The organism is Candidatus Binataceae bacterium (genome assembly GCA_035294265.1).
Lineage (GTDB): Bacteria > Desulfobacterota > Binatia > Binatales > Binataceae > DATGLK01.
Genome location: DATGLK010000027.1, coordinates 1 through 12780 on the forward strand (window position 1 = coordinate 1; position 12780 = coordinate 12780).

A 12780-nucleotide genomic window follows, 5' to 3' on the forward strand; every position below is an offset into this window, starting at 1 on the left:
CGCGATATCGCTCAGGTTGACGGCCAGGGCGCGCGCTCCCAAGGCGGCTGGCTTGAACCATTCCAGGCGAAAATGGACCCCTTCCACCATCGAATCGATCGTGGCTAACTGAGGCCGATGCCCAGGCGCGGTTACCGCGCAATCGTCACCCGGTCCCAGCAGCGTGCGGCGGGAAAGCGATAGGCCGCGACAGAGCCGATCGATCAATTGAAATTCGCCGATAGGTTTCATCGAACGCAGCTGGCGCGCCGCGAGGCCACGCGTAAGCCCAAGCTTTCCATCAGGGCCGGCCCAATTGCTTACAGCTCGCGCACGACCCTTTCGATCGTGCTCATGGCTAGCTCCGCTTCCGTGTCCGTCAGGGTCAGCGGCGGCGCCAGGCGGACCACCCGCTCGGCGTTGAGCGTCCAATTGGCGATCAGGCCGCGTTCGATGCAAGCTTGCACGAAGCGGGTGGTCAATTGCGCAGTGGCGAATTCCAAACCCATTAGCAAGCCGATGCCGCGTGCCGCGACTACCACTTCGCTTCTAAGCGCGCACAGCCGCTGAAGCAGGTGTGCGCCCATCGCAGCGGCGCGTTCGCTCAGAGCTTGCTCGACGACCAGATCGAGAGCAGCCAAGCCGGCTGCACAAGACAACGGATGGCCACCAAAGGTGGTGATATGGCCCAGGGGCGGGTCGCGAGCGAGCACCCCGAGGATCGCCTCTGGCCCGCAAAAGGCACCCAGTGGCAGCCCGCCCCCCAAGGCCTTGGCCAGCACGATCAGGTCGGGCGTCACTCCGCTATGTTCCAGGGCGAAGAGCTTGCCGGTGCGGCCCATCGCGGTCAGCACTTCATCGAAAATCAGCAGCGTTTCGCATTGGCTGCAGCGGTCGCGCAAAGCGCGCATGAACTCGGCGCTGGGAATGCGTACGCCGCCTTCGGCCTGGGCCGGTTCGATTACCACCGCGGCCACGCTAGGGTCGATCGCCTGCAAAGCCGCGATTTCGCCGTAGGGAAGATGGCGCACCGGGCCCGGCAGCGGTTCGAAGGGGCGGCGGAAGGCGGGATTGCCGGCCAACGCCAGCGCCCCCATGGTATCGCCGTGGTACGCTCCATCGAAGGCGACAAAAGCCTGGCGGCCGGTGAATTTGCGCGCAGTCTTGAGCGCGCCCTCGATCGCTTCAGCGCCGCTGTTGGTAAAATATACCTGCTCGATCGGCGCAGGCAGCAGTTCCGCCAACCGGCGCGCCAGCTTGATTTGCGGCTCTAGCAGATATTCGCCGTACACCATCACGTGCAGATAACGTTGTGCTTGTTCCGCTATCGCCGCCAACACCACGCTGTTGCCGTGGCCCAGGTTGGCCACCCCGATGCCGGAGATGAAATCCAGGTAGCGCCGCCCGTCGCGTGCAATCAGCCACGCCCCTTCGGCCCGTTGGATTTCCAATCCCAGGGGCGAGGCCGAGGTTTGGGCCAGGTGGCGCAGAAAATCGGTGTGCCAGTCATCCATCATTTACGATTGTAGCAGACGGCGCAGCAAGCGGCCGCCGCCATGAGGCCACGCCGGCGGCGGCGACTGAAGCTGGCCCGGTGAGCAGAAATACGAGGCGCCCAACTGGCGCAGGCGCGGCTCAAGCGCGACTAGGCGGCGCGCCGGATCGGCGAGCGCTACGCCCTCTACACGCAGCTCGCCAGGCCGCAGGCGACGTCGCAATTGGTCGAGGTCGGGAGCCGCGGTGATACGCAACGTACGTTGCAGCGGCGAGGCGCTCAGTTCCGCCTCGCAATCGTAAATCACCCTCCATTCGAGCCCCGTGGGTCCGCCCCAAACCTGCAGGTCTTGACCACCCGCCATCCGCCAGTAGGCTTCCTCGCTCACTACTCGCGCTGAAGCCTGGTCGCCCAGATCGGATTGGCCGGGGGGCCAACGCTGGGCCATTTGTCCCAGCGCGTGCGCAATTTTTTGGGCTAGCTCGCGGGCTTGCCAGTTAGCGCCTTCGACAAACACTTGATGAAGCGATAGGCAGCCGCGCTGCTCGAACAAGGTCGCATCGCGGGCCAGGGCCTGGGCCAAGGTGTCATCCAGTATCGCTTCGCGCGCGATCAGGGCGATACTCATTCGGGCACCGAAGTCTATCAGCTTGTCGCCCATCAAGGCGGCCAACTGGGCCATGGTCGAGTCGTCGCCGAAAGCCACCACCAGATCACAAGCCCGACTCAAGGCTTGGGTGGCCTCCTGCTCGGCTCGGCTCCAGTTGAGCACGGCCATGCGTGCACCCAGATGGAGATCGAGCGTGCGCAGCGAAGCGGCCAGCGCGGGAAAAAAATAAGGGTCCGCGCGCGCCGGTTTGATCAGTGGGCAAGCTCCCGCGAGCAGGCTCTGGACGACTTCGTGCAAACCTGCGCCAGTGACGTTGCCCGGCATGATGAAGCCGACCACGGCCTGGGTGGGCGGGCAACGCCGGGCCAATGAAAGAAGCTGGTCCGAGGTGAAATTGCGCAACAGCGCGTCGAGCGAGGTGTCGAGCAGCTCTCGATTAACTCCATTCAAGGTGCAGGTGGCATCTAGCGCGCGGCGGCGCAGGGGATAATCGGGCTGGCGCCATTTGGCGAAAAGATCCGCCAGCACGCGCGCCAACAAAAGGGGCTCTACCGGAGGCTGCTCCTTCATCCGGCGGGCGGTAGTGATTATTTCCTCGGCGCTTGCCGCTGGCGACAGCCGCGGTGATGCCGGCGCGGATACGGGAGCGCGATCGGACGGCCCGAGCAGGCCGAATTCTTCGATCGAAAGCGCGCAGCCCCGCGGCTGCGCGGCGTAGGCGCGGCCATGAACCAGCACGCTGCCATCCTCGCGCACGGTGCCCAGATCTTCGGTCAGGAGCGCGCTGACCGAACCCAGGTTGGCCAGGTCGAAGAACGACAGCAGGCCGGATTGCCCGGCCGGCAGCGCGGCCAGCGTGCGTGGGTCGCGCGCTACTACTCGCATCCAGGCTGGCGCAAGTTTGCCGCGAACCCCGGCGGTCGGCGCTCTCGGGCTGTTGAACGCGGTGGCGTCATAAAGCTGCGAGCACAGCTCCGTCATGCCGTACTCGTTGATTACCATCTGGGGCGCGATGCCCAAATAGGTCTGGGCCATCGCTACCACTTCCGCCGTGCTCAGCGCGACGAGCTGCCCTTTGGCGCCGCCGGTGTCCATCAGACGAGAGCCCGCCGCCAGTTTAATCGGTTCACCCTGCGACGCCAGCAGCCTGAACAGCGCGGCAAACGCGGCGGTGGTACCCAACAGGCATACCGCTTGCCCGGCTTGATGCCCACGCAAAAAGCGTATCGCCGCGTCCAGGTCCACCGCGCGCTCGTCGGCGCAGTACGTGCCTGGCCCGCTTCCGAACTCGGCGATGAGCCAATCGATCATTTGGGCCAGCGAGGAATGGGGCAGACGGGCCGCGCTAGGATGGAGCGACAACATCGCAAGCCGCCGCCCGTCCGCGAACAGCATCGAGCGCAAATGGGTCAGCGCCGAGGCGCGGTAAAGTTCCAGCCGGGGCACAAAATGACGGCCGCGCGTATCCTTGCCGCGAGTGGTGCCGCTGGTCATGAACACCCGCTGGGCGTGCGCGTCTCCCAGCACCAGATATTTGAACGCAGCGGTGCTGACGGCAGGCACTTCGTTGACGCCGCGCACGCTGGTGGGGGTCACCCCGCGATGCACACAGAAGTCGCGATAGGCGGCCAGATGCTCGAACTGGTGGGCGAAGACCCTTAGCGCAAGGTCGTCAAAGCGCTCGGGTCGAGGCTTTTCAATGAAGTTCAAGACCTCGTCGAACAGTTCCACAGTCCGCGATCATGTCATCTGGGCCCGGCACGGTTCAATCGAAGCGATCCCAACCAGGCGGCAGGCCGCTATTGGATTTGATGCGGTCGTGAGCGTACAAAAGATGAAAATCCGGGAGGTACGGTGGGGTTGCTCCAAACGCCCACCCGACTCCCCAACCTAAGCTCGGCGAGCCGAGAAGGGGTCAGAGCATGGTATCTATGGAAGACTTCAATGTGCGGTGGCAAGTTTTTGCATTCTTGCATTTCGATCCTTGCTGACCTGTTCGCTTTTTGCTATTAAATGCCCAAGCGCGTCCCCAAGGAGGGCGCGGCAAATGAAAAAGTTCGTCGCCGGTACGGTGATGGGTTTCCTGCTCAGTTGGAGCATGGTGTTTGGCGCTCAGAGTTTGGACCACAATGGAGTTTTCTGGAGCGGGCTTAGCAATTCAGGCAGGACGGGTTACGTCAACGGCTATTCGGATGCGATGCAGGTGAGTGTCGGTAAGTTGGATAACCTGGTGGTCGCCGCCGACCTCTTTCGCTGGAAAGGGGCGAAGAAAATCATTCGCCAGTTGGCGCGCGAGCTGATGGTAGACAATGAGTCCCCTCAGGACGTGGTCAAACGGCTCAATCAGCTTTATTCCGATCCCAGGTACAGCGAGCTGGATTTAGGTTCAGCTTTACAACTGCTGACGATGAAGGCGCAGCAGGCTTCGGTTGCACCCATTGGCAAAAGCGCCGACCACCGCTAGGCGAGGACGGAAAAAGCCCAGTTCAGCGCCGTTGAGCTTCCAATAGGCCACAAGCTGTGTGATAAGGGGCTCACCTTTTTCAGCCTTCTTTCCCCCAAATTGGTGAGTGTTGCTCGTGTTCGTGCGGGCAATGCCGTTCACTCCACTGAAAGCCGCCACGATGTTAAAGATCCCTCTAGCACGTTCGCGTTGCTCGCCACGCGCTTGGCTTGGTTGAGTGCGAGCCCCGTGCTTGCGCGGTTCCCTTGCGCCCCGCACGGACCAGTCATAGCCTGAGCCGCGGAGTATCCAAGTGAACGCCTCTTTGCCATTGTTGGAGAAGACCGCGCAGGCCACGGTTGGTATACGCTCTCAGATTCCCTCCACGCACAATTCGGCTGCGATCGGGTTGGGTACCGACCGCCGCACCGGCGGGGTTTTGATTGATCCAGACGGCCTCATCTTGACGGTGAACTATGGACTGATCGGGGCGCAGAGCCTGATCGTAACCTTAACCGGAGGCGAGCAACGCCAAGGCTGGGTGGTGGCGCAGGATTACGCCAGCGGCCTGGGGCTAGTGCGGATCGACGGCCATCATTTGCCCTACCTCACCCCGGTGCCCTCCACTGATTGCGCTACAGGGCAGGATGTTTTCGTGGTCTCGGCGGTTAGTGGTGACGAACGGCGGGCGGACTCGGGAATCATAACCTACATTGGGCCCTTCGACGCGGTGTGGGAGTACGGCATCGATCGCTGCATAATGGCCTCGGCGATGAATTTCGGAGTCGGCGGCGGGCCGATGTGCAACGCGCGCGCCGAATTGGTTGCGGTAGCCTATCTCAGTCCGGCCGAAATTAGCCGCTCCTCGTTGGCCATCCCCTGCGAATACTTTCTTAACGCGCGCACCGAGCTGATGGGGCAGGGACGTTCGGCCAGCAGCTCGACTCGGCCCTGGCTGGGATTGCTCGCCTACGGCTTGCGCGACCATGTCGTGATCGCCGGCGTGATGCCCGGCGGCCCCGGCGAAAAAGCCGGGCTCAAACCCGGCGACGTGGTTTTGGAGGTAGACGGGCAGGGAGTGGTCGAGCGGCGGGAGTTTTATAAAGTTCTATGGAACCGCCGGCCCGGCGATTTACTCAACCTCAAGGTTTTTCGCGATAACGGTGTGCGTACGCTCACCCTGCGCGCGATCGCGGTGGAAGAATACTTCGGCTAGCCAGGACCCGCAGCGCCGGTATTTTCCGCACTATGCGATTGCCGCGTCGGTGCGTTCAGCAACAGGCGTTACGGTCGCGATAGGCTTCGGCCAAGGCGGCGCGGACGCGGGCGGCGGCCTGCCGCCGATCCGGCGCACTTTGGGCTTGTCCCAGCCTATTGAGCCGCCGGCACCAAGCGCTCAGCTCGCTCCATCTATGCGCCAGTGCTGCGCCGGCGCCCGCCAATCGGGAACATATGCCTACAATGAGGTGCGCCATCGTACCTTCAGGCCGCGCTCTCTTCTATTGTTACTTGGGCACCTGCTTGCGAACCCACCAGGCATGCGACCCAGGCCCGTATCGAGTCTGCCAGCACCACGACTACGATTGCCAGAAACAGCAGGGTCAGGACCGCGTCGATCCGGTCGTTGCTGATCATGCGCGCCAGTTGGGCGGCTTGTCCCGCGCTCGCGCCGGGCGCGGCCATCTGAGTCGCCAGCAGACGGCTATGGGCGAGGAAGCCGATATTGGGATAGGGACTCCAAACCTTCTGGTATCCCGCCGTCATCGTGACCGCGACCAACCAGAGCAAGGGGAGCAGGGTGATGAAGACGTAGTGCGTCTTGTCCTGCCGCATAAGTGCCGTGGTGGCTACGCACAGGGCGATTGTGGCCAGCATCTGGTTGGCGATTCCGAACAGCGGCCACAGCGAATTGATACCGCCCAGCGGATCGATAGTACCGGCGTAGAGGAAATGGCCCCAAGCGGCCACGATCAAGAACGAGGTCAGGATGATGCTGGGATAGGAGCTGGTTTCGCCCAGCGGCGGGTAGAGATGGCCGAGCAGGTCTTGTAGCATGAAGCGGCCCACCCGCGTGCCGGCATCCAGGGTCGTCAGGATGAAGAGCGCCTCGAACATAATGGCGAAGTGGTACCATAGCGCCATCAGCGCCCGTCCGCCCAGCGAATGGGCGAAGATGTGCGCCATTCCTACTGCCAGCGAAGGTGCGCCGCCGGTGCGCGCCAAAAGCGTGGTTTCGCCCACATCCTGGGCTAGCCGGTCCATCTCCGCCGGGCTGACCGGATAGCCCCAGTTCGCGATAGTGCGAGTCGCAGCGGCGCCCTGGCCAACTACTCCAGCTGGGCTGTTGATCGCAAAATAGACCCCGGGTTGCAGCACGCAGGCCGCGATCAGCGCCATCACCGCGACGAAGGATTCCATCAACATCGCGCCATAGCCGATCATGCGGGCCTCACTTTCGCGTGCCAGCAGCTTGGGGGTGGTGCCCGAGGCGATCAGGGCATGAAAGCCAGAGATCGCACCGCAGGCCACCGTGATAAAAGCAAAAGGAAAGATCTTGCCACCGAAAATCGGTCCGTGGCCGTTGGTGAACTGGGTCAGCGCCGGCATCAGGGTGGGAGGATGAAGCGTCACGATACCCAGCGCGAGCAGACCGATGGTGCCCAGCTTGATAAAGGCCGACAGATAATCGCGTGGCGCCAGCAACAGCCAGATCGGCAGCACCGAGGCGATGAAACCGTAGCCCATGATCCACAGCGCCAGATGGGGACTGTCCAAGACGAACCAGCGGCCCCAACTGAAATCGGCCACGAAGCGGCCGCCGATCACCGCGGCCAGGATCAAGCCCACTCCTAACAGCGAGGCTTCCAGAACTCGTCCCGGCCGAATCCAGGTCATATATAGCCCCACCAGCATTGCAACGGGCACGGTCGCGGCCACGGTGGAGGTGGCCCAGGCACTGTCCTTCATCGCGTTGGCCACCACCAGCCCCAGCACCGCGATGAGAATGATCATGATGAGCAGCACGCCTACCAGCGCGGTAAAGCCGCCCACCGGGCCGATCTCTTCGCGCGCCAGCTGTCCCAGGGAGCGGCCCCGGCGGCGCAAGGAGAGTCCCAGGATGACGAAGTCTTGAACGCATCCACCCAGGACCGCGCCTATCACGATCCACAAAATCGAAGGTAGATAGCCGAACTGGGCGGCCAGGATGGGTCCCACGAGCGGGCCGGGCCCGGCGATCGCGGCGAAATGGTGGCCGAAGGCAATCCAGCGCGGAGTGGGTACATAATCGCGCCCGTTGTTGAGCGCCACCGCCGGCGTGTGCCGGGTGTCATCGAGCGCCAGCACGCGGGCGGCGATGAAGGCCGAATAGAAGCGGTAGCCCAGGGCGTACACGCACAGCGCCGCGATTAGGAACCAGAGCGCGTTGGGCGGGCGCTCGCCATGCAAGGCGCTGAGCACGAGCAGCGCCAACACCCCTAATGCGGTGACCGCGGTCCAGCCCACAGCGGCAACGATCTTCCTCATTACCCAGGCTCCTTCCTCTCCCGCTTCCGATCGAAAGTCGCGCAGTGCGGTGCCCTCGCGTGGCAGGACGTCGCGTAGGCTAGAATTTCTCCACCGCCGGGCGCAGATCCAGCTCCTGTGTCCAGGTGTCGCGCGGCTGGCGATAAAGCTGCCAGTAGGTCTCCGCGATCGCCTTGGGTGTCAGAGTTGTGCCGGCGCTGTCGGGACTGATGTGGCCGTCGATGATGATGTGGGCAACGTGAATGCCGCGCGGTCCCAGCTCGCGCGCCATCGATTGCGCCAGCGCGCGCAAACCGAACTTGGGCACTGCCAGCTTGACGAAATTGGCGCTGCCGCGCAACGAGGCGGTGGCCCCGGTAAACAGGATGGTGCCCCCAGCCGCCAGCATCGCGCGCGCCGCGGCTTGGCCCACCAAAAAGCCGCCCATGCATCCCACCCGCCAGCTCTGTTCAAAATCTTCCGGCGTAACGTCCAGAACACTGGCGCGGCCAAAGCCGCTGGCGTTGTAAACCACTACTTCGGGGCGGCCCAGGTCAGCCTCTACCGCGGCAAACAGGGCCTGGACCGCGGCCGGCGCGGTCGCGTCGCAGGAATACGGCTTGATGTTGCTTGCGTCGCCGCTATTGACTAGGCGCGCGACCTTGTCCAGGTTGCGCGCGGCGGCTGCTACCCGCAGCCCGCCATGGGCGAAACGCTCCGCCAAGGCCCAGCCCAAGCCCGGGCCTACTCCGACAATAACGGCGACCGCTTCTGCCACGCCGATATTCTCCTTAAATAGATTTGCGCCAGTTTAGCAGGGCAGCCGCACAACAGGAAAACCCACTGTGGCGCAATCAACATCGGGTGCCAGCTAGCGTATTTTTGTCTACGACCTTGGAAAAAATCACGACCTCTTATCCCCCCCTGACCAGGGTGGGGATGAGGGTGGGGCTAGCTCAACGCAATCTGCTGGCGCCGGACGACTTCCGGATTTTTCCGGTTGCTTGCGCCAGCTTGCTAAATTTCCGATAACTAAACTTCCGCCTCGTGACAGAAAGCGAGCAGAACGGAGGAGCAAGCAGGATGCCAGTCAGAAACAAGGTCGTATTAATAACCGGTGCAGCGCGCGGAATGGGGCGCGAGCACACGCGGGGTTTTCTCAAGCAAGGTGCCAAGGTGATCGCCACTGATCTCCTGTGGGCGCCGACAGGGGCTTCCAGCGACGAAGTCAGTTTCCTGGACGAGATCAAGGATAATCCCAACGTGTTGGTCGAGACGATGGATATTACCATCGATTCCCACGTCAAGCGGGTGTACCGCGAGGCGATGAAGAAGTTCGGGACTATCGACGTTATCCTCAATAACGCCGGGATGCGGGCGCGCGACCTTTACCCCGACGTGGGCGGACGAATCACCCTGCTGGAGACCGAAGTGGGGGATTGGCAGCGCTTGTTCGATACTCATGTGTTCGGCAATTTCCGGGTAATCAAGACCTTCAGCGCGCCGATGCTAGAGAAGCGCAGCGGCAGCATAATCAACGTCGGCACCGGCAACTTCAATCCCAACTCGATGGAAGGGCCCTATCCGATGGCCAAGGCGGCGCTGGCGCAGATGACGATGTTCTTGGCCGCCGAACTCAAGCCCTACAATATCGCCGCCAACATGCTGTTGCCCAGCTTGACCCGTACCACCGGCTCCGATACCCAGACCGCGATTCGGTTGGCTAGCGGCGGGCGCTTTTTCCCACGCCTGCGGCCCGATTCGGTGGTGCCCCTGGCCCTGTACTTGGCCGAACAGGACGCCAGCACGGGCGAGACCGGCAAGAGCTTTGAAGTACTTAAGTGGAACCAGGAACACGAGTTGGGCGGTCTGGAGAATTGGGTCTATGAAGAAGATCTCAAGACTATGAAGGAAATCAATTTTCAGATGCCCCAACGTTAGCGGCGCGCGCGGGCTGCTTCCGCATCCTGAACCGAGGCCGCCGCGCGCGCCGATGAAAGGGCGGCGGCCTCAAGCTCGCGGACGGTGTGCGCCGATCGCGAAGCGCGTGATTTGCACTAGCTATTCGGGCGACGGTATCACGAGGAGAGATGATCAAGATGGCGAAGATCGATTTTGCGCTGTGGGACGCCGTGGGCGGTTATTCGGACACCCAGCAAGAGATGGCCGATGTGTATGACGAGCACATCCGCTTTGCTCAGCAGTTGGAGCGCGACGGCTGGCATTCCTACTTCGTCATCGAGCATCAGAACTCTCCGCTGGGCCGGATTACGGCGCCTAGTGTCTACCTGACCGCGATCGCGCGCGCTACGTCCAAGCTACGCTTTGGTGCGATGATGTGGCAGTTGCCCTTCTATCATCCCATTCGCTTGGCGCAGGAAGTTGCGATGCTCGATCAACTCTCGCGCGGGCGCGTCGAGTTTGGTACGGGAATCGGCGTGCATGAGCACGAATTCATCCGCTGGGGGGTGGATTATTATCAGCGCGCCGCGATCGCCGGCGAAGTGCTGCAGATCGTCAAGATGGCCTGGACCCAGGACGAGGTCACCTTCAACGGCAAGTATTTCCATTTCGACGAGGCCTTGCCTCAGCCCAAGCCCTATCAGAAGCCTCATCCGCCGATCTGGGCCGCGGTCCACAGCGACGCGGCGATCGAATTTGCGGCCAAGAACAATTACCACGTCTCGCAGAACCTCGACACCGACGAGGTGGTCGCGCGCAAGTTTGATCTCTATCGCAAGATCTGGCGCGAGGCGGGCCATCCCGGGCCGATGCCGCGAATCTTCTTGCAGCGCCAGGTGCACGTGGCCCAGACCGACGAGAAGGCGCACGAACAAGCCCGCAAGTATCTGACCTCGCGCGAGGGCGGCGCGGTGCCGGTGGGCGGCGGCAAGATCGCCAACACGCGGATTGGTTGGGGTACTCATCCTCGCGGGATGGGGCGCGACAGCGAACGGCCCGACGACAAGGCGCGCGGCGAGACCATCCAGAAAGCGGCGACCAGCTACGAGTACAATATCGACAATGGACTGGCGATCGTGGGTAGTCCCGAGACCGTGATCCGCAAGCTGGAAGAGGGCAAGAAGCTAATTGGCTACGATATCTTCTGCACCAATCACGAGATCGGCGGGATGCCGCGCGAGTTGATCGATAATTCCGTCCGGCTTTTCGGCAAGGAGGTCATCCCCGCCTTCAAGAGCTGAAGTTCTTCGGTCCGGGGCGCGCTCTTCGCGCGCCCCGGGTGCTGTTCTGATCGCGTCTGCGGGAGCGCCGCCCCAGGTGACCCTAAGCCCTTGGCCACGTTATCCAGGGCGTCCCCCGCCTTTCTGGTCTTGCCATTAGCCCCCCCGGCCAACGCCGGTTTAGGTAACGTCCGACCAAGGGCCACGCCTGTTCTACTTTGGGTCCATCCCAGTGAGAAGCTTGCGAGGCTTGGAGGAGCGGTCGCGGCCGCTACCACGGGATTGCATTTTGCACCAACGCCGCATGATACTGCCGATGGCTCGCGCAGCGGGGCGGGCACCAGCGCCAGGCTTCCCGCGGCGGGGAGAAGGCTATGCAGCTACAATTCAACGTCATCGACGCCGACTCGCATGCGCAGGTCCACAAAGATGCCTTCACCTCACGCATGTCCGCCGCCCGTTTCGGCGAGCGTATTCCTCATTTGATCGAAACCGACGAGGGCCATCAGCGCTGGATTGTCAACGGCAAACGAGTCAGCGATTCGGGTGTCAGCAACTGCCCGGCGGTGATGGATGATCACTTTCGCACGCGTCAGCCCCAGCGCTGGGAGGAAGTCCCCGCGCCGGTCTACGATCCTTTGGCGCGGCTGCGCGTGATGGACGAGGACGGGGTCGATGTCGAGGTGCTCTTTCCCAATCCGCCCATCCAGGGCGCAGCCTTTCTGCAGGGCGACGCTGAATTCGAGCTGGCCTGCGTGCGGGCCTACAATGATGCAATGTTCGAATGGCGCCGGGCCAGCGATCGTTACGTGCCGCTAGGGTTGATCCCATACTTGAGCGGCGCCGCAGTGGCTGCGGCCGAAGTCGAGCGGATCGCCCAGCTGGGCATGCGCGGTATCGACGTGGTCGCCGAACCGGGAATTGTCGCCCACCCCGGTCAGATTTTCCTCTCTAGTTTTGCCGAAGAGGCCGCCCACATCCCCCATTTCAGCGATCCCGGCTGGGACCCGCTGTGGGCCGCCTGCCAGGCCAACGCGATTTCGATCCATTGGCACGTCAACGGCCAGTTGCCGCTGCCGGTCCCGCGCTGGCCAGCCTACACCTTGGGCCAGAACCGAGTACTGGTGCCGGGTCCGATCTGCACCATGATGGCCCAATTCATTCCCCATCTGCTCTTTTCTGGCGTGCTCGAGCGCTTTCCACGTCTGCAATGGGTACTGACCGAAACCGGCATGGGCTTCATCCAGTACATCGTCGAGGCCTGCGATCGCGAATGGGAGAGGATGCGGCTGTGGAGCGAGGGAATCCTCACCCGCCCCAGCGAATTGTTGCGCCGCCAGCTCTACGGCACGGTCTGGTACGAGCAGAATGGGATCAAATCGCGCGCGGTCCTTGGTTGCGACCGAATCATGTTCCAAGTCGATTACCCGCATAACACCAGCATCTATCCGCGCACCCATCAAGCGATTGAAACCGTCCTGGCGGGGCTGCCGCAGGCCGAACGCGAGGCGATCCTATGGCGCAATGCCGCGCGGCTCTACGGTTTGCAGATATCCGAGTGAGGGCG

At 62.7% G+C, this 12780-nt stretch carries 10 protein-coding genes; 5 read left to right on the top strand and 5 right to left on the bottom strand.

The genetic code is table 11. The features are described from left to right. From VKV28_04900 to VKV28_04910, 3 genes are all read right to left on the bottom strand, one after another. Nucleotides 1–231 (bottom strand): AIR synthase related protein (locus VKV28_04900; protein ID HLH76128.1); only part of this gene is annotated, 231 nt, incomplete at its 3' end. Between the two features lie 68 nt (nt 232–299). Continuing rightward, nucleotides 300–1496, bottom strand: a complete 1197-nt coding sequence (locus VKV28_04905; GenBank protein ID HLH76129.1) for an aspartate aminotransferase family protein — start codon at nt 1494–1496, stop codon at nt 300–302. Continuing rightward, a complete protein-coding gene (locus VKV28_04910; GenBank protein ID HLH76130.1) occupies nt 1497–3815 on the bottom strand; it encodes an acyl-CoA reductase in 2319 nt (772 codons plus the stop codon). A gap of 316 nt (nt 3816–4131) precedes the next feature. On the opposite strand from VKV28_04910, the gene VKV28_04915 reads away from it, so the two are divergent. Together VKV28_04915 and VKV28_04920 are read left to right on the top strand one after the other, a co-directional pair. After that, on the top strand, nt 4132–4548 hold the full coding sequence (locus tag VKV28_04915; protein ID HLH76131.1) for a hypothetical protein: 417 nt from the start codon (nt 4132–4134) through the stop codon (nt 4546–4548). 292 nt (nt 4549–4840) lie between these two features. Beyond that, nucleotides 4841–5743: a S1C family serine protease gene (locus tag VKV28_04920; protein ID HLH76132.1), complete on the top strand. Its 903-nt coding sequence runs from the start codon at nt 4841–4843 to the stop codon at nt 5741–5743. Between the two features lie 266 nt (nt 5744–6009). Here VKV28_04920 and VKV28_04925 read toward each other — a convergent pair whose 3' ends face one another. After that, on the bottom strand, nt 6010–8052 hold the full coding sequence (locus tag VKV28_04925; protein HLH76133.1) for a carbon starvation CstA family protein: 2043 nt from the start codon (nt 8050–8052) through the stop codon (nt 6010–6012). 79 nt (nt 8053–8131) lie between these two features. Continuing rightward, nucleotides 8132–8809 carry an SDR family oxidoreductase gene (locus tag VKV28_04930; protein ID HLH76134.1) on the bottom strand — a complete coding sequence of 226 codons (678 nt, stop codon included), beginning with the start codon at nt 8807–8809 and terminating at the stop codon, nt 8132–8134. 305 nt (nt 8810–9114) lie between these two features. Here VKV28_04930 and VKV28_04935 point away from each other — a divergent pair, with 305 nt between their 5' ends. The 3 genes from VKV28_04935 (at nt 9115) to VKV28_04945 (ending at nt 12775) form a co-directional block, all read left to right on the top strand. Beyond that, nucleotides 9115–9972, top strand: coding sequence for an SDR family NAD(P)-dependent oxidoreductase (locus VKV28_04935; protein ID HLH76135.1), 858 nt, complete (start codon nt 9115–9117; stop codon nt 9970–9972). 158 nt (nt 9973–10130) lie between these two features. After that, complete coding sequence (locus VKV28_04940; GenBank protein HLH76136.1) at nt 10131–11234, top strand: LLM class flavin-dependent oxidoreductase; 1104 nt, start codon at nt 10131–10133, stop codon at nt 11232–11234. Nucleotides 11235–11587: 353 nt separating this feature from the next. Beyond that, entirely contained in the window at nt 11588–12775 is a 1188-nt protein-coding gene (locus VKV28_04945) for an amidohydrolase family protein (GenBank protein ID HLH76137.1), read from the top strand. Nucleotides 12776–12780 lie beyond the last annotated feature (5 nt).

Coding starts and splice junctions, on each gene's coding strand:
- VKV28_04905 (HLH76129.1), bottom strand. CDS start 1,496: ATGATGGATGACTGGCACACCGATTTTCTGCGCCACCTGGCCCAAACC.
- VKV28_04915 (HLH76131.1), top strand. CDS start 4,132: ATGAAAAAGTTCGTCGCCGGTACGGTGATGGGTTTCCTGCTCAGTTGG.
- VKV28_04925 (HLH76133.1), bottom strand. CDS start 8,052: ATGAGGAAGATCGTTGCCGCTGTGGGCTGGACCGCGGTCACCGCATTA.
- VKV28_04935 (HLH76135.1), top strand. CDS start 9,115: ATGCCAGTCAGAAACAAGGTCGTATTAATAACCGGTGCAGCGCGCGGA.
- VKV28_04940 (HLH76136.1), top strand. CDS start 10,131: ATGGCGAAGATCGATTTTGCGCTGTGGGACGCCGTGGGCGGTTATTCG.
- VKV28_04945 (HLH76137.1), top strand. CDS start 11,588: ATGCAGCTACAATTCAACGTCATCGACGCCGACTCGCATGCGCAGGTC.